This is a genomic window from Pseudomonas sp. GW821-FHT03E01 (assembly GCF_059420765.1).
The window spans coordinates 36340-53646 of record NZ_JBWKUI010000025.1; the positions used below are offsets into that span (position 1 = coordinate 36340).

Annotated in this window: 16 protein-coding genes; 3 read left to right on the plus strand and 13 right to left on the minus strand. The window is 60.3% G+C overall.

The annotated features are described in order from the left end of the window. Positions 1 to 5 precede the first annotated feature (5 nt). Both AC07VO_RS28815 and AC07VO_RS28820 read right to left on the minus strand, forming a co-directional pair. Positions 6 to 812 carry an alkaline phosphatase family protein gene (locus AC07VO_RS28815; protein WP_018925176.1) on the minus strand — a complete coding sequence of 269 codons (807 nt, stop codon included), beginning with the start codon at positions 810 to 812 and terminating at the stop codon, positions 6 to 8. A 229-nt stretch (positions 813 to 1041) separates the two neighbouring features. Further along, a complete protein-coding gene (locus AC07VO_RS28820; RefSeq protein ID WP_018925177.1) occupies positions 1042 to 2109 on the minus strand; it encodes an ABC transporter substrate-binding protein in 1068 nt (355 codons plus the stop codon). A 351-nt stretch (positions 2110 to 2460) separates the two neighbouring features. On the opposite strand from AC07VO_RS28820, the gene AC07VO_RS28825 reads away from it, so the two are divergent. Further along, positions 2461 to 3174: a UTRA domain-containing protein gene (locus tag AC07VO_RS28825; RefSeq protein WP_007940851.1), complete on the plus strand. Its 714-nt coding sequence runs from the start codon at positions 2461 to 2463 to the stop codon at positions 3172 to 3174. Positions 3175 to 3181: 7 nt separating this feature from the next. Here AC07VO_RS28825 and AC07VO_RS28830 read toward each other — a convergent pair whose 3' ends face one another. The 7 genes from AC07VO_RS28830 to minC all read right to left on the minus strand — a co-directional run bounded on the left by AC07VO_RS28830 (position 3182) and on the right by minC (position 10133). Next, positions 3182 to 5335 (minus strand): mechanosensitive ion channel family protein, encoded by a 2154-nt coding sequence (locus tag AC07VO_RS28830; protein WP_086945806.1) that lies wholly within the window; start codon positions 5333 to 5335, stop codon positions 3182 to 3184. Positions 5336 to 5412: 77 nt separating this feature from the next. Continuing rightward, positions 5413 to 5589 carry a hypothetical protein gene (locus AC07VO_RS28835; RefSeq protein ID WP_008005668.1) on the minus strand — a complete coding sequence of 59 codons (177 nt, stop codon included), beginning with the start codon at positions 5587 to 5589 and terminating at the stop codon, positions 5413 to 5415. Positions 5590 to 5837: 248 nt separating this feature from the next. Beyond that, entirely contained in the window at positions 5838 to 7127 is a 1290-nt protein-coding gene (locus AC07VO_RS28840; protein WP_018925179.1) for a M18 family aminopeptidase, read from the minus strand. A 273-nt stretch (positions 7128 to 7400) separates the two neighbouring features. Continuing rightward, the gene (locus AC07VO_RS28845; RefSeq protein ID WP_018925180.1) at positions 7401 to 8036 is read right to left on the minus strand and encodes an RluA family pseudouridine synthase; all 636 of its coding nucleotides are present in this window, start codon (positions 8034 to 8036) and stop codon (positions 7401 to 7403) included. A gap of 91 nt (positions 8037 to 8127) precedes the next feature. Then, a complete protein-coding gene (gene minE, locus AC07VO_RS28850) occupies positions 8128 to 8382 on the minus strand; it encodes a cell division topological specificity factor MinE (RefSeq protein ID WP_007940845.1) in 255 nt (84 codons plus the stop codon). Further along, positions 8382 to 9194: a septum site-determining protein MinD gene (gene minD / locus AC07VO_RS28855; RefSeq protein WP_007940844.1), complete on the minus strand. Its 813-nt coding sequence runs from the start codon at positions 9192 to 9194 to the stop codon at positions 8382 to 8384. The genes minE and minD overlap by 1 nt, the downstream gene beginning before the upstream one ends. Before the next feature lie 201 nt (positions 9195 to 9395). Further along, entirely contained in the window at positions 9396 to 10133 is a 738-nt protein-coding gene (gene minC, locus AC07VO_RS28860; protein ID WP_026331736.1) for a septum site-determining protein MinC, read from the minus strand. A 118-nt stretch (positions 10134 to 10251) separates the two neighbouring features. Here minC and AC07VO_RS28865 point away from each other — a divergent pair, with 118 nt between their 5' ends. After that, the gene (locus tag AC07VO_RS28865; protein WP_018925182.1) at positions 10252 to 11184 is read left to right on the plus strand and encodes a lipid A biosynthesis lauroyl acyltransferase; all 933 of its coding nucleotides are present in this window, start codon (positions 10252 to 10254) and stop codon (positions 11182 to 11184) included. A 35-nt stretch (positions 11185 to 11219) separates the two neighbouring features. Next, positions 11220 to 12392: a patatin-like phospholipase family protein gene (locus tag AC07VO_RS28870; protein ID WP_064619268.1), complete on the plus strand. Its 1173-nt coding sequence runs from the start codon at positions 11220 to 11222 to the stop codon at positions 12390 to 12392. A gap of 117 nt (positions 12393 to 12509) precedes the next feature. On the opposite strand, the gene AC07VO_RS28875 is transcribed toward AC07VO_RS28870, so the two are convergent. From AC07VO_RS28875 to AC07VO_RS28890, 4 genes are all read right to left on the minus strand, one after another. Continuing rightward, complete coding sequence (locus AC07VO_RS28875) at positions 12510 to 13295, minus strand: outer membrane protein OmpK (RefSeq protein ID WP_018925184.1); 786 nt, start codon at positions 13293 to 13295, stop codon at positions 12510 to 12512. Between the two features lie 483 nt (positions 13296 to 13778). Further along, positions 13779 to 15137: a nucleobase:cation symporter-2 family protein gene (locus AC07VO_RS28880; protein WP_018925185.1), complete on the minus strand. Its 1359-nt coding sequence runs from the start codon at positions 15135 to 15137 to the stop codon at positions 13779 to 13781. A gap of 229 nt (positions 15138 to 15366) precedes the next feature. After that, positions 15367 to 16668: a urate hydroxylase PuuD gene (locus AC07VO_RS28885; protein ID WP_019648213.1), complete on the minus strand. Its 1302-nt coding sequence runs from the start codon at positions 16666 to 16668 to the stop codon at positions 15367 to 15369. Positions 16669 to 16719: 51 nt separating this feature from the next. Continuing rightward, positions 16720 to 17223, minus strand: a complete 504-nt coding sequence (locus tag AC07VO_RS28890; RefSeq protein WP_018925187.1) for an ureidoglycolate lyase — start codon at positions 17221 to 17223, stop codon at positions 16720 to 16722. Positions 17224 to 17307: the final 84 nt, after the last annotated feature.

Sequence of the window (17307 nt, forward strand, 5' to 3'; positions counted from 1 at the left end):
GGCATTCACTTGAGCAGCTCCCGGCACACAGGTTTGTCGTGGGGCACGCCCAGCAGTTCGCAGACGGTGCCGCACAGTTCGGTTTGTTTCGGTGCAGCGCCTTGGTTGAAGCTGAAGGCGTCGCCGAGGACGAACAGCGGCACTTCGCGTTCTTCAGGCAGCAGGCCGTTGTGCGAGCGGTCGTTGTTCATGCCGTGGTCGGCAGTCACCAGCACTTGGTATCCGGCGTCGAGCCAGCCTTGCAGGTAGTCGGCGAGGATGACGTCCGCCGAGCGGGCGCTGTTGCGGTATTGCGGGGTGTCGAGGCCGTGCTTGTGCCCGGCGTCGTCGATGTTCATGGGGTGGACCAACAGAAAGTTCGGCGCGTGGCGCAGGCGCAGGTTTTCCGCGTCGGCGAACAGGTGCGAATCCGGGTAGTGGTCGTTCCAGTAGAAGTGACCGTGCTGGATCGGCAGTTTCGGGTCGTCGGTGTGACGGTCCCGGGCGGCCACGAACGGTGAACGGTTATACAACTCGCTGACCCAGTGATAGGCCGCGGCGGCGGTTTTCAGACCAGCGTCGGTGGCGTAATGGTAGATGCTGCGCTGGTTGGACAGGCGCGAGACGTTGTTGTGAACGATGCCGCTGTCGATCGGCGCAACGCCGGTCAGGATGCATTCGTAAAGTGGTCGGGACAGGGCCGGCAGTGCACATTCCAGTTTGTAGAGCGCCGCGCGTCCTGCGCCAACGTAAGCCTGCAGATGCCCCATGGCGTGGCGCGCGACTTCGTAATTGAGGCCGTCGAGCACGACAAGGATGACGTTGTGCTTCATGGGGGGTGGGACTCCGCAAAAACAGATGATTCAAGTACGCAACCAATCCCTTGTGGGAGCGGGCTTGTGTGGCGAGGGGGCTTGTCGGACCGCCGCATCGCCCCGTTGGGCCGCGCAGCGGACCCAGTATCTACGAGCGCTGCGCACTCGAACGGGGGCAAGCTCCCTCGCCACAGGCCCGCTCCCCCATTTGGATCTCCATCGGAGTTCCAAATGGGGATTGACCGCCTTACGGCATATTGATGATGACTTCTTCCTGCCACTTCTGCGGCAGCGACTTGGAGGTCTTTTCCCACGCGTCGGCGTCTTTGATCGGCGTGACCTTTTTGTACTGTTCGTTAGGCAGCAGCTTGGCCTTGACCTCTTCCGGCAGAGTCAAATGCTCGGCGCGAATTGGACGGGCGTTGCCTTTTGCCAGGTTGATCTGGCCAGCGTCGCTGAAGATGTATTCGCGGGCCAGTTTGGCGGCGTTCGGGTGCTTGGCGTATTTGTTGATGATGGTGGTGTAGCCGGAAATCACCGAGCCATCGGATGGAATCAGCACGGTGTAGTCATCCGGATTCGCCATCTTGGCCTTGTAGCTCAGGCCGTTGAAGTCCCAGACCACGCCGACTTCGATTTCACCCTTTTCCATGGTGGCGATCGTCGGGTTGGCCATGGACAGGCGGCCTTGCTTGGCGATGTCTGCGAACAGCAACAGGGCTGGCTGAATGTTTTTCTCGTCACCGCCATTGGCGAGGGCGGCGGCCAGTACGCCGTTGGCAGCCTGGGCTGCGGTGCTTACGTCACCGATGGAGACTTTGTACTTGCCGCTCTTGAGGTCGGCCCATTTGGTCGGTGCTTCGGAACCGTGCAGCAGCTTTTTATTGATGATGAACGCGATGGAGCCGGTGTAGGCCAGTGCCCAGTTACCGTCCTTGTCCTTGGCCCAGTCCGGAACCTGTGCCCAAGTACTCGGCTTGTAAGGTTGCACCACGCCCTGCTTGACCGCGATCGGGCCGAAGGCGGCACCGACGTCGCCGATGTCGGCTGTGGCGTTGTCTTTTTCGGCGGCGAACTTGGCGATTTCCTGGGCCGAACTCATGTCGGTGTCGATGTGTTTCAGGCCGTATTTCTTGGCTAGGTCCTCCCAGGTGCCTTTCCAGTTGGCCCAGTCATCGGGCATGCCGACGCTGTTGACGGCGCCTTCCGCTTTCGCAGCGGCTTCGAGTGTTTTCAGATCGGTATCCGCCGCCATGGCGGCAGTGCACAGGGCAATGGTCGAGCCTAACAGTGATGCCAGGAAAAACTGTTTCATCCGAAGCTCCTTTGGGCGTTTTCAACGCTGCGATTGCGGTTGTGTTGGTCTAGGTCAGCAATACCTGAGCCAATTTAGGCGTCCTGGATGACATTTTGATGTCGACGACCGGTCGGCCTGAATTTCCTGCGCTCGGATACGCGGGGTGCGAGATAAGCGTAGACCATGGCTAAAGGGCTGATATGAAAGGGACTTGGCCATGAAATTGCAGGTGTCTGAAGCAACCGTTCGGCGGCTTTGTCATCTGTCAGTCATCTGCAGTGCCTAGGCTTGCAGGCAATTGATGGAGCCCGGTTTCAATCGCGGTTCTGCCCTGAATCAGTGCTGGTCTAGTCCAGATAGGTAACGTTGATGCGCATCGAGACAACCAAAGCGGTGACAGCGATCGGGCAGGTTCTGCAAGAACAGCTCGACCACGGGCTGTTGGCGCCCGGGAGCAAGTTGCCGGCCGAGCGCAAGCTCAGTGAGTTGTTCGGTACCACGCGGATTACCGTGCGTGAGGCGTTGTTGCAGTTGGAGGCCCAGGGCCAGATTTATCGCGAGGAGCGGCGCGGCTGGTTCGTGTCGCCACCACGGCTGGCTTATAACCTGATGCAACGCAGCCACTTTCACGCGATGGTCAGCGCCCAGGGGCGGGTGCCGTCCACCGAGGTGATTTCCGCGCGTTTGCAACCGGCGTCAGCGGCGGTATGTGCCTGGCTCCAGTTGCCGGCGCTGTCGAGCGTGATCCAGATCTGCCGCTCGCGACGGATTGACGGGCGATTGGTGCTGTATGTGGAGCACTACCTGAACCCGCAGTATTTTCCGGGGATCCTGGATTTCGATCTGAATCAGTCGATGACCGAACTGTATGCGCGGCATTACGACTTGCACTACGGGCGGGTGCGCTTCGAGATCGTGCCGACCGCGTTGTCGGTGGACGCCGCGGCGGCTTTACGGGTGTCGGTGGGCAGCCCGGGGTTGCGGATTGCCCGGGTCAACTACGATCAGCACCAGCGGCTGATCGATTGTGACCTGGAGTTTTGGCGCCATGATGCGATTCATGTCGGGGTGGATGTGGTTTGAATCCCACCTACGCAGATTGTTCGCCACCGGGGGTGATCACCTGAATGCTCATGCGCGGTGTCGCCAGATCCAGTCCGGCCTCATCCAGATGCCGCTTGAGCGACAGGTTGAACGCCCGGGACACTTCCCACTGCTTGATCGGCGCGGTCTTGAAGCGCGCGCGCAGAATCGCATTGCCGGACTCGAAACTTTCGACCCCCTGAATCTCCAGCGGCGACCAGATGTTGCGCCGTTGCAGCGGGTCGGTGCGCATTTTCTGGCCGACGTCGCGCATCAGCTTGATCGCCTCGTCGATGTCCATGTTCGAGGGCACCGCCACCCGGAAGATCGCGTAGCCGAACTCTCGGGAGTAGTTCTTGATGCTTTTGATTTCACTGAACGGAATGGTGTGGACGATGCCGTCGATGTCCCGCAGGCGCACGGTGCGGATGGTCAGGCCTTCGACGGTGCCCAGGTGGCCGCCGACGTCCACGTAGTCGTCGATGGCCAGGGAGTCTTCGATGATGATGAACAGCCCGGTGATCAAGTCGGCCACCAGCGATTGCGCGCCGAAGCCGATGGCCAGGCCGATGACGCCGGCACCGGCCAGCAGCGGCGTGACGTTCATGCCCATGTTCGCCAGGGCGACGATCAGCGCAATGATGAAAATCGCCACGAACAGCACGTTGCGGATCAGCGGCATCATCGTCTGCGCGCGGGCATTGGCCAGGCCTTTGCGCGAGCGGGTTAGGGCGTGGTGCACGGCGGTGTCACTGAGGATCCAGATCAGCCAGGCAAAAATCAGCGTGCCGCCGAGGCTGAACAGTTTGACGCTGACTTCATGCCCTTCGCCTTCGGTGAAGCGAATCAGCGACATGCCCCAGACCCGCAGGCCGAGTTCGATGAACGCCAGCCATACCAGCAGATGGGCGAGGGTGTAGAAGAAGCTTTTCAGACGATCCGAATACAGCGCATGGCGCTTGGGGCCGCGTTGAGGCTTGAGTGAATGACGGCGCACCAGCCCGTTGATGACCATGCACAACACCAGCAGCACGGTACAGATCAGCGACTGACGCAGCGCGGTGCTGGTGTCGCCGGCAGAGACGAAGGTGGCGAACAGCGAGATGCCCACCAGCACCAGCGCCGGCAGATACCAGAACGTCCCGAGGATTTCGATCGTGTCGCTCAAGGCGCGGCGGGTCAGGCGCCGAGACAGCGGCTGGTTGCGGATCAGATGCGCGATGGGCCGGCGGAAACGCAGAATGAAAAAACCTGTGAAGATCGCCGCCAGTACATTGGCGAACGTCGCCGCCGTATGGGCCAGATGTTCACCTAGGCTGGCGATCAGGCGCGGGTCGTTCAGGGCTTCACCGAAGGCGGCGAAACTGCCGATCAGCCACAACGGGCGGAAGGCCTGATGCCGCAGGATGTACAGGGCGCGATGACGATGCGGGCCATCGAGCAGGGAAAACGCGATGACGCAGATCGCCGAGAAACAGGTACCGACCACCAGCGCATAAGCCAGCACCATGGCCAGGCTTTTGCCCAATGACGAGGGCAGGGCGTAGGTCATGTATACCGTCATGACCAGGGCGATCATCCACGGCCCGAGTTTGCGCAAGGCAAAGCGCAGCATGTCCAGGGCCTTGGGGTGTTGCGGCAGTTCTTCGGTGAGGCCGAAGCGCATGCGCACCCGGTGGCCGAGCCAGATCAGGGCGGCGGCCAGCAAGCTCCAGACCATCAGGATCATGGCGAAGGCAAAGATGATGGGCAGCCATTCATTGGCCGGCAGCATGAGTGCCACCAGTTCATCCTTGGCCAGGTTGACTTCTTCGGACCAGCGAGTGAGGGGGCTGTCGGCGCCGGAAAATTGCTTTTCGAAACTGGCCAGGGTGCCGCCGATCAAGCCCAGCACGCCTTCTTCTGTGGTCGGTTGGGCTTTTTTGCTGACGTCGCGCAGCTTTTTCAGGTCCGCCAGGAGTTTGGTCCGCTGCTGATCGTTTTCCAGCGACTTGATGACTTCGTCCAGCGACTGCCCCAGTGGAGCTTGCGCTTCGGGCTGGGTTTTCGCCGAGCCGCTGAGCAGCCCCGGCAAGCCGGCCGCCTGGGCAGGCGTCAGCGGCAGCAGCGTCATCAGGCAGACAAGGAACAAACAAGGCAGGGCAAAAAGACGAGCGAACACTAGGCGGTCAACCTCGGATGAGCGAATCGGCCGAGTGTACGAGCCCGTCAAAATCAATGCGAGCCGGGCGTAAGGATTTATTCGTTGAGTTTGGCGAGGATCTTGTAGATCACGGTGGCGAGGATCATCAGCATGCCGACCCACATCGCGAACACACCGGCGTTCTTGTCGCGAAAGTTGAAGCCGATGGCCAACATGATCATCCCGGAAAGAATCGGGATCAGCATGGCGTGAAACGAAGACATCGAGATCATGGTGACAGCCTTGTCGGAGGGGTTACTGCAAGTCTAGGCGGCTTTCGGGCGGGCGTTGGTGATGTGTGGCAGGAATGGATCGTAAGATCATTGTGGCGAGGGAGCTTGCTCCCGTTGGGCTGCGAAGCAGCCCCAAAACAAAGCAACATCGGCTAATCAGCCAGACCGAGTTTGCCAAGTTACGACTGCTTCGCAGCCGAGCGGGAGCAAGCTCCCTCGCCACAAAAGTTGCCTTTTAATCACAAGGGTTATGGCAATTCGCGGCAGGCGTAAAACGCGCTCAGCACTTTGACCAGGTGTGCCAGGTCATGGCTGCCGCACAGCTCGCGGATCGAGTGCATGGCGAACGTCGGCAGGCCGATGTCCACGGTGCGCACGCCCAGGTGGCTGGCGGTGATCGGGCCGATGGTCGAGCCGCAGCCCATGTCGCTGCGCACCACGAAGCTTTGCACCGGTACTTCTTCGGCCATGCACAAATGACGGAAGAACCCGGCGGTTTCGCTGTTGGTGGCGTAGCGCTGGTTGCTGTTGACCTTGATTACCGGGCCGGCGTTGAGTTTCGGGCCGTGGTTGGCGTCGTGCTTGTCGGCGTAGTTCGGGTGTACGCCGTGGGCGTTGTCGGCCGAGACCAGCAGGGATTTCTGAATGGTCCGTACGAATTCATCCCCTTCGGGCAACAGGCGACGCAGGGTTTGCTCAAGCATCGGACCGTCGGCGCCACAGGCCGAGCAGGAACCGACTTCTTCGTGATCGTTGCAGACCAGCACGCAGGTTTCGTCTGTTTCGGTCGTCAGCAATGCTTGCAGGCCGGCGTAGCACGACAACAGGTTGTCCAGGCGAGCGCCCGCGATGAAATCGCCATGCAGGCCAATGACCGCAGCGCTTTGGGTGTCGTAGAAGCTCAGCTCGTAATCGAGCACCACATCGGCGTTCAGGCCATGTTCGCGGGCCAGCTGATCGGTGAGCACGGCGCGGAAGTCCACGCGCTCGTCACCGGCGAATTGCGCGAGAATCGGCGGCAGCTCGGTCTGGGCATTGATCGCCCAGCCCATGTTGGCTTCACGGTTGAGGTGAATGGCCAGGTTCGGAATGATTGCAACGGGAGCCTTGAAGTCGATCAACTGGCTCTCGACCTTGCCATCGCGACGGAAGGTCACGCGGCCGGCCAACGACAGATCGCGGTCGAACCACGGCGCCAGCAGCGCACCGCCATAGACTTCGACGCCCAATTGCCAGAAGCCCTGGCGTTGCAGTTCCGGCTGGGGTTTGACCCGCAGGCACGGGCTGTCGGTGTGCGCGCCAACCAGGCGAATGCCGCCATGCAGGGGCGAATGACGGCCCATTTTGAACGCGACGATCGAAGAGTCGTTACGGGTGACGTAGTAACGGCCATTGGCTTCGGTGGTCCATGGCTCGCGCTCGTCGAGGCGCACAAAACCGGCCGCTTCCAGGCGCTGGACAAGGCTGGCGGTGGCATGGAACGGGGTAGGGGAGGCCTTGAGAAAGTCGATCAGGCCTTGGTTCAACTCTTCGCGCATAAGAAGCTCCAGACAGCAGTGGCGCCAGTTTAACGTATTGAAAGCGCAAAGTGCGGCGGGCCTGATGTTGGCGGCGCGTGAGATTTAATGTGGCGAGGGAGCTTGCTCCCGCTCGGCGGCGCAGCGGCCGCAAATCCTGCTTGCGCGGTGTGCCCGACAGAATACGGTCGCTGGTTTTGGGAGTGCTCCGCACTCCAGCGGGAGCAAGCTCCCTCGCCACAACAGCCTCCTCGCCACAACAGCTCCCTCGACACCGAAGCCTGGGCACCACCGTTAGAACGGTGCCGGGCACTCGAAGCGCAGGCGTTCGCCGCTTTGCGGATGAGTGAAGCTCAGCATGCTCGCGTGCAGGCACAGGCGTGGCCAGGCAGCCAGGGCTTGCGGATGGGCATAGAGCCCGTCACCCAGCAGCGGGTGGCCGATGGAGAGCATGTGCACGCGCAACTGGTGAGAACGGCCGGTGATTGGCGTCAGCTCGACGCGGCACCAGTCGCCACAACGCTCCAGTACACGCCAGAAAGTCAGGGCGTGCTTGCCGAATTCGTGGTCCACCACATGCCGTGGCTTGGTCGGCGGATCGTAGCGCAGGGGCAAGTCGATGCTGCCACTGTCCAGTTCCGGTTGTCCCCAGCACAGGGCGGTGTAGGCCTTTTCGGTTTCGCGGTCGTGAAATTGCCGAGACAGCTCGCGATGAGTGTCCGGATCACGGGCCAGCAGAATGATGCCGGAGGTTTCCCAGTCCAGCCGATGGACAATTCGCGCTTCCGGGTAGCCGTTTTCTTGCAGGCGCGTAATCAGGCAGTCCTTGTTGTCATCGGCCCGTCCGGGGACGGAGAGCAACAGGGTCGGTTTATCCACCACCAGTACGGCGGCGTCCTGATAGATGATGCGGATGTTGGACAACGGCATTAAAACAGCCTCGTAACAAACGCCAACGGCGACTCAGGCCCCCTCCAGTCATGGAAGGGCCCTGAGCCGCCGTGGCTCCCGCCGGATCGACTCAGCGATCGGGCAGGGTGATATTGAGTTCCAGAATCGAGCAGCTGCCCTGGTTTTCCAGAGCGACGTGCACGTCATCGGACCCGATATTGACGTACTTGCGGATCACTTCCACCAGTTCCTTCTGCAAGGCTGGCAAGTAGTCCGGCGTACTGCGTTGGCCGCGTTCATGCGCCACGATGATCTGTAGACGCTCTTTCGCTACCGAGGCGGTACTGGGCTTTTTGTTGGCACGAAAGAAGTCAAAAAGGTTCATTACCTACCTCCAAAAAGTCGCTCGAAGAATCCCTTCTTCTCGACATCGAGGAAACGATGGTCCACGGTCTTGCCCAACAGACGATCGACAGCATCGCTGTACGCCTGGCCGGCGTCGCTCTGGTCGTCGAGAATCACCGGCACGCCCTGGTTGGAGGCTTTGAGGACGGCTTGCGATTCCGGAATCACGCCCAGCAGGGTCACCGCGAGGATTTCCTTGACGTCTTCGACGCCGAGCATTTCGCCGTTGACGACGCGCGTAGGGTTGTAGCGGGTCAGCAACAGGTGTTCCTTGATCGGGTCTTCGCCGTTTTCGGCGCGACGGGACTTGCTGGCCAGCAGGCCCAGCATGCGGTCCGAGTCACGTACGGAGGAGACTTCCGGGTTGGTCACGACGATCGCTTCGTCAGCGAAGTACATGGCCAGGTGGGCACCTTTCTCGATACCGGCCGGGGAGTCGCAGACCACGAATTCGAAGTCTTCTTTCAACTGCATCAGGACTTTTTCTACGCCTTCCTGGGTCAGCGCGTCTTTATCGCGGGTCTGACTGGCGGCCAGCACGTAGAGGTTTTCCAGGCGCTTGTCTTTGATCAGGGCCTGTTGCAGGTTGGCTTCGCCGTTCACCACGTTGACGAAGTCATACACCACGCGGCGCTCGCAACCCATGATCAGGTCGAGGTTACGCAAGCCGACGTCGAAGTCGACGATAACTGTTTTGTGACCACGCAGAGCGAGGCCGGTACCGATAGCGGCGCTGGTGGTGGTCTTACCCACACCACCCTTGCCGGATGTAACCACGAGAATCTTGGCCAAGGTGTTTTACCCCTAAGGAAAAAGGACGTTTAGCCCCTGAAAAACATCTCTTGAAAAACTACTGCAGTCGGACAGCCTTGGCTGGAATCCGGTTTTGAGCGGTATCTACCCCCGGTAAACACTGCTTTTAGCCTTTTTCCTACTTCGTTTGAGCCGTTTTCGCTACGTTTTAGAGATGCTTGGAAAATGCGGCAGTATCCGTTAAAGCCGAATGATGTTCAACACGTCACCCGACAGGCTGACTTGTACTCCGGCGCCCCACAATGGATCGCGGCGCAGGTCCTCGGAAACCTTGTAGTGACCGGCGATGGAGACCAGTTCAGCGGTCATTTGCTGACAGAAAATCCTGGCTTTCGTATCACCTTTGACGCCGGCCAGCACACGACCGCGCATCGCGCCGTATACATGGATGTTGCCGTCGGCGAGAAGTTCCGCCCCCGGGCTGACCGACGAAATCACCACCAGATCGCTGCCCTGGGCATAAATCTGCTGGCCACCACGTACTGGCGACGTGATGATTTTTGTCGGTTTGATGGTCGGCTCCGGTGGTTTTTCGGGTTTTTTCGCTACGACGCCTTCGAGCGGGTCGAGCGGGCGTTCCCGCGCGCCGGACGGCGGCAGCACTGGCAGATCGACCGCAATGGCCGCTGCGATGTCTTCAATGCGGCTGGCACGGATCGCCAGGGTGCGCAGGCCATGCTGGCGGCAGATGCGCATCAATCCCGGCAGGTCGACCGAGCCTTCGCTGGCCGGGAGTTTGTCCAGGGCCAGTACCAGCGGCGCATTACTGAAGAAGTTGGGCGCCTGGGCGACCTTGGCGGCCAGTTGCCGATCAAGGTTCTCGAGGTCGTTACGGGCCAGTTCCAGCACCGTAATGGCCAGCATGCTGCCCTTCAACTGGAACACGGGATCTTGGTCTAGCGGTTCGGTTTGGCTCATGGTCGGCATACAACGGCTTGTCACTAAAAGTGCCGAGACTTATAACGAGAACGCCCGCAGGCCGCAAGCCGGGTCGAACGATGTAGAATGCGCGGCCATTAACTTTCCGGAACCTTTAATGGAACGCCCGCGATTTCGAACAGCATTTCTTTCTCCGCGTTTCTGGCCGCTGTGGTGTGGCCTGGGGCTGTTGTGGCTGATTGTGCAGTTGCCGTATCCGGCGTTACTGGCGATCGGTCGCGCCCTGGGTGCATTGATGTACCGAGTGGCCGGCGACCGACGGCGCATTGCCAAGCGCAATCTTGAGCTGTGTTTCCCTGAAAAATCCGCTGCCGAGCGCAAACGCCTGCTCAAGGAAAACTTCGCGTCCACCGGCATCGCCTTCTTCGAGATGGCCATGAGCTGGTGGTGGTCGCGCAAGCGTCTGGCGAAACTGGCCCATGTCGAAGGCCTGGAGTATTTGAAACAGGCTCAGGCGCAAGGCAAGGGCGTGATTCTGATGGCTGTGCACTTCACCACGCTGGAGATCGGCGCAGCGTTGCTCGGTCAGCAACACACCATCGATGGCATGTACCGCGAACACAAGAATCCGCTGTTCGACTTCATCCAGCGCCAAGGCCGCGAGCGGCATAACCTCGACTCGCTGGCGGTGGAGCGCGACGACGTGCGGGGCATGCTCAAACTGCTGCGCGCAGGGAGAGCGATCTGGTACGCACCGGATCAGGACTACGGCGCCAAGCAAAGTATCTTCGTGCCGCTGTTCGGGATTCAGGCGGCGACTGTCACCGCCACCAGCAAATTCGCACGCTTGGGCAAGGCGCTGGTGGTGCCGTTCACCCAGGAGCGCCTGGCTGACGGCAGCGGTTATCGACTGGTGATTCATGCCCCGCTCGAAGGCTTTCCCGGCGAGACGGAAGAGGCCGATTGCATTCGGATCAACCAATGGGTGGAGGGTGCGTTGCGCGAATGTCCGGAGCAATATCTCTGGGCGCATCGCCGCTTCAAGAGCCGCCCACCGGGCGAGCCGAAACTGTACGCCAAACGCGGTTGAGTCACCGATCCCTTTAAGCACCATGGAGTGTTGCAATGAGTCCTGCTGAACCGGTTACAGGGTTGATTCTTTCCGGCGGTGGGGCTCGTGCGGCCTATCAAGTAGGCGTGCTGGCAGCGATTGCCGAGCTGCTGCCGATGGGGGCGGCGAATCCGTTTCCGGTGATCGTCGGCACCTCGGCCGGTGCGATCAATGCGGTCAGCCTGGCCAGTGGGGCGATGGATTTTCGGAGTGCGATCGAGCGTCTGACGGCCTTCTGGCAAGGTTTTCGCAGCCATCTGGTATTACGCAGCGATTGGCCGGGGGTGATTCATCAGGCCGCCCGTTTTGTCAGTCACAACCTGATGGGCATTGGCTCGCCGGTGCCGGTGGCCCTGCTTAACAGTTCGCCGCTGCGCCGCTTGCTCAATCACAAACTGCACATGCCCGGGATTGCCGAAGCGATTGCGCAAAAGCAATTGCGGGCCGTAGCGGTTACAGCGTTCGGCTACGAGTCCGGCCAGGCCGTCACGTTTTATCAGGGCGGCGGCACCATCGAATCCTGGTTGCGCCATCGGCGAGTCGGCGTGCCGACCCAACTGACTGTCGACCATCTGCTCGCCAGTTCCGCGATTCCGTTGCTGTTCGCACCGGTAAAAATCGGCGAAGAATATTTCGGCGATGGCGCGGTGCGTCAATCGGCACCGATCAGCCCGGCCCTGCACCTGGGCGCCAGTCGCGTGCTGGTAGTGGGCGTCAGCGGCAACCCGCGCGGGATCGATCCGCAACAGCCGCTGCAACGTGCCTACACCGGTCAGCAGCCGACCCTGGCGCAAGTCGGTGGGCACCTGCTCAACAGTACGTTCATTGACAGCCTGGAAAGTGACATCGAGTTGTTGCAGCGTCTGAACCAGTTCAGCCATCTGCTGCCCGACGGCATCTCGAGTCGTGCATTGGGGGCGGCGCCGGTGGATGTGTTGGTGATTTCACCGAGTCAGCCAATCGATGAAATTGCCGCGCGGCATCGCCAGGAACTGCCGGCAGCCTTGCGCCTGTTTTTACGCGGCCCGGGGGCGACCAAGACCAGCGGGGCAGGGGTGCTGAGTTATCTGCTGTTCGAGGCGGGGTATTGCAGCGAATTGATTGATCTGGGGCGGCGCGATGCGTTGGCCAAGCGCGATGAGCTGTGCCGGTTTCTGGGGTTGGTGGAGCCTGCGGTTCCGGCTTGAGATTTGCGGTGTGGCTGTTCGCGGGCAAGCCTCGCTTCTACGGATTTGAGTCGTTCACATAACCGGTGAACGACACAAGACCTGTAGGAGCGAGGCTTGCCCGCGAAGCTTTTACGATCAGAAGTGGAACTTCACCAGCAAGCTCGTGTTGCTCTGATCGGTCTTGAAGTACTGACTGTCCCTGATCCCGTACTTGTCCGACCAATAGTCGTACTCGACACCCACATACAACTGCTTCTCGCCAATGTTCAGCGCTTTGCCCAAGTCGTATTTGATCTGCGGGTTGAAGTGCAGGTTGGCGTGGTAGGTGCCTTTGCTGTTCTTGTCGTTGTCGACCACCCAGTCCATGAAGCCATCGATCAGGATGTTCGAATCGCCCACCGGAATGGTGTAGGACCAGACCGGGGTGATCTGCCAGACGTTGTCACCCGGGCGGCTGCCTTCGGTGTGACGCTGGTAGAAGTTCAGCTGGAAGTAGTCGAAACCAGGAATCGCCAGGTCGAAACCCGGACCGATCAGGTAAGACTCGGTATCGCCTTCACCGAACTCGTACGTCATGGCCAGCAGCACGTCCTTGACCGGGCCGAACTCCAGTTTCTGGTCGAAGATTTTGCCAAACGACAAGCGCGGGCTGATTTCGCCGTAGTAGGTGTTCGAACCGACGCCGGGGTCGTCCTTGCCGTTGTAGAAAATCTTGTCGACGAACATGAAGTTGTCGCCGTATTTCCATGCATCGGCGTGCTCGAAAGTGACGGTTTGCTGAATGCGCGGGTTGACCTGGAAGTCCTTGCCATAGAGGTAGGTCAGGCTGTTGTTCTGCCATTGCAGCAAGTCGCCGGCCATGGCCTGGCCCCCGGCCAGCAAGGATCCCGCGAGCATCAGGCTGGTGCACGTACGTTTCATTCGGTTGCTCCCAAAAAGTAGGTGGTTCCACGTTATTTTTCTAAGGTCGGCGCTCTGGTGTGGCGCCTTTTCTTGCTGCTGTAAAAAAATCATCCATTCGGTCAGCTTTGGTGCTGTTAGCAAGAGCTGAGCCAAGGCTTTCAAAAAGCCAAAAAATGCCCGTTCGGCTGTTCTAAAACAGTCGATTGAGCGTCTTTTCGGGAAGCCTTGATACTGCCCGGAGCCGGGGTAAGTTGGCTTTCCGGTCAGGAATTAAATCCGGGCTTTTTTTTAGACCGGATTCGGGCGGCCGCGGAGAATACTGACTCCTTGGCCAGGTCTCAAGTGCCCCGCAACAGAGCACTGGCGACAGGTGTGGGGCATTGCTGAACGACAGACTTGTCTGGGTACGAATCATCTGTTGCTCCCTCTTGTTTTTATTGTTTGAGGTGCAGGCAGTCACCCCTGTGGGAACTCGCCACAGGGTGTGTGCTTTGTACTGTGTCAGTGCGTGTGGGCGTGGCAGTCGTTGACGGCTGCGCGTTCGTGACCGCCGAGGATGTTGAACAACAGGTTCAATGCCAGGGCGCTAAGCGTGGCCATGGCGATGCCGCTGTGGGTGATCGGGCTCATCCACATCGGCAGGTGGGCGAAGAATTCCGGGCGCACCACCGGGATCAGCCCCATGCCGATACTCACCGCCACCAGCAACTGGTTGCGCCGGTCACCGATGTCGGCTTCCTGGAGAATCTTGATCCCGGTGGCGGCGACCATGCCGAACATCGCAATCGCCGCGCCGCCGAGTACCGCCGGAGGTATCGATGCCACCAGGAACGCGGCTTTGGGCAGCAGGCTCAGCACGATCAGTAAGCCACCGGCGACGATGGTCACCGAGCGGCAACGTACGCCGGTCATTTGTACCAGGCCGATGTTCTGAGCGAATGAGGAGTGGGTGAAGGTGTTGAAGAAGCCGGCGAAAAACGAAGCACCGGCATCGCACAGCAAGCCGCGACGCAGCATCCGCGGCGTGACGTCCTGGCCGGTGATTTTGCCCAGCGCGAGGAACATCCCGGTGGACTCGACGAAGATGATTACCACCACCAGGCACATGGACAGAATCGGTGCGAGCTCGAATTTCGGCATGCCGAAATGCAGCGGGGTGACGATTTGCAGCCACGGCGCCTGGTCCATGCCGCTGAGGTCGACCATGCCGATCACGCCGCAAATCGCGTAACCCAGGCACATGCCGATCAGCACCGAGATGTTGACCCAGAATCCGCGCATGAAGCGGTGGACCAGCAGAATGGTGGCCAACACCAGTGCAGCAATGGCCAGGTAGACAGGTGAACCGAATTGAGCCGCGCCAGCGCCGCCACCGGCCCAGTTCACGGCTACGGGGAACAGCGATAAACCGATCGAGGTGATGACAGTGCCGGTCACCAGTGGCGGGAAGAAGCGCACGACCTTGGACATGAACGGTGCGATGAGCATGCCGAAGAAACCGGCGGCAATGGTCGCGCCGAAAATCCCTTGCAGGCCGATGCCGGGCATCCCGGCCATGGCCACCATGCTGCCGACCGCGGCGAAACTGGCGCCCATCATCACCGGCATGCGAATGCCCATCGGGCCGATGCCCAGCGACTGGACGATGGTGGCAATGCCAGCCACCAGCAGGTCGGCGTTGATCAGGAAGGCGATTTCTTCACGGTTCAGGCCGGCGGCCTGCCCGATGATCAGCGGCACTGCAATGGCGCCGCCGTACATCAGCAGAACGTGTTGCAGGCCGACCAGAATCAGTTGCACAAGGGGTAAACGTTGAATGGCGGGTGCGTCGGGGATGCGCGCTTCGGATAGCTCGGACATGCAACACCTCGGATCTTTTTTATTCTTGTGATTTTTGTATCAGGCAAACCTGTGGCGAGGGAGCTTGCTGTGGCGAGGGGGCTTGCCCCCGTTGGGCTGCAAAGCAGCCCCAATCCCAGCAATCGCGTTCTATCTAGAGGGCCGCATCCGCCGGTTTTACGACCGCTTCGCGGTCGAACGGGGGCAAGCCCCCTCGCCACACAAAACCTATCGCCACAATGGTTTTTACTTACTTGGTCGGAGCTCCCTGAACAATCCACGCGCCGATCAGGTCACGTTCCTGCTGGGTCATCTGGGTGATGTTGCCCAGTGGCATGATCTGGCTGGTGACCGCTTGAGCCTGGATGCGGGCAGCGTTTTGGCGGATCTGTTCTGGCGTGTCGAACATCACGCCGGCCGGTGCGGCACTGAACAGCGGGCTGGTGGGCTTGGCCGAGTGACAGACCGCGCAACGTTCCTGAATGACGCTGTGAACCTTGTCGAACGTCGGGCCCTGATTCGAGGCTTGGGCCGGTGCAGCGGCAGGCGCATCAGGTTTCGCCGCTTCAGGTTTGGCACCACCGCCCAGGGCGGTTTCCGGCAGCGGCTGGTACTCGATGGTCCCAGGTGCCTTGGCCACTTCAGGTGCGCTGGACATCGGCGCCGGGCCGGTCACGTAGGCCAGGCAAATCATGCCGACCGCCGCAACGGGCAGGGTCCAGGCGAATTTGTGGCTGTCGTGACGGGTGTTGAAGTAGTGACGCACCAACACCGCCAGCACCGCGATCCCGGCCAGGATCAGCCAGTTGTACTGGCTGCCGTAGGTGCTCGGGAAGTGGTTGCTGATCATGATGAACAGCACCGGCAAGGTGAAGTAGTTGTTGTGCCGCGAACGCAGCAAACCTTTGGCCGGCAGCGCCGGATCGGGCGTGCGGTTTTCGGCGATCGCCGCCACCAGGGCGCGCTGGGCCGGCATGATGATGCGGAACACGTTGCCGACCATGATGGTGCCGATGATCGCGCCGACGTGCAGGTACGCGCCACGACCGCTGAACACTTTGCTGAAGCCGTAGGCGGCGCCGATGATCAGCACGAACAGGATTGCGCCTAGCAGGGCAGGGCGTTTGCCCAGGGCCGAGTCGCAGAGGAAGGAGTAGATGAACCAGCTGATGAACAACGAGCCGAGGCCGATAGCCACGCCTTCAGGGCCGCTCAGGGTGCTGCCCGGTGCCAGCAGGTACAGCGTCGGGTTGGAGTAGAACACCACGCACAGCAGCGCGATCCCCGACAGCCAGGTGAAATAGGCTTCCCATTTGAACCAGTGCAGGTTGTCCGGCATGGTCGGTGGAGCCAGTTTGTATTTTTCCAGGTGGTAGATACCGCCGCCATGGATTGCCCACAAATCGCCCGCCAGGCCGTTTTTCGGGTTGACCCGATTGAGGTTGTTTTCCAGCCAGACGAAATAGAACGACGCGCCGATCCAGGCCACGCCAGTGATCATGTGAACCCAGCGCACGCTCAGGTTCAGCCATTCCAACAGATGTGCTTCCACAGTCTTTACCTCTCGCCTGTCACCCTTGTTGTCGAGTGATCAGACCTTCTCTTATTGGTGGGGGGCGAGGATCAAACACTCATCCTCTTGGAAAAAATGCTCATCGCAGTTGTTGCCTGTGCCACTGCGATCAACCACCAGGAAGTCATCCCGCTTTTCGATCGTCAGCACCGGGTGGTGCCAGACGCCGCGATGGTAATTAATGCCCTGCCTGCCGTTGGTGACGAAGGCGCGGACCAAGCCTGATACAGGTGCATCGCCAAGTGGCGCGACCACGATCAGAAAGGGGTTGCCGAGCAGCGGAATGAACGCCTGACTGCCCAGCGGATGGCGCTCCAGCATGCGTACCGTCAGCGGCATGTCCTGCGCGTCGGCGCGGAAGATGCTGATGATCGCCTTGTCCTCTGGCGTGGCGGTTTCCACCGTCGCCAGTTTGTGGAAGCGCATGGTCGAACCGTTGTTGATCATGAAGTGATCGCTGCCGTCGGTTTCGATCACGTCACCGAAAGGGGCGAAGGCTTCTTTGGTCAGCGGTTCAATCGTCAATGTGCGCATGCTGGTCTTCTTAATCTCGAATGTGTTGGGGTACTGCTTTTGTAGGAGCCGGCTTGCTGGCGATGGCGTCAGTGAGGGCGCTAT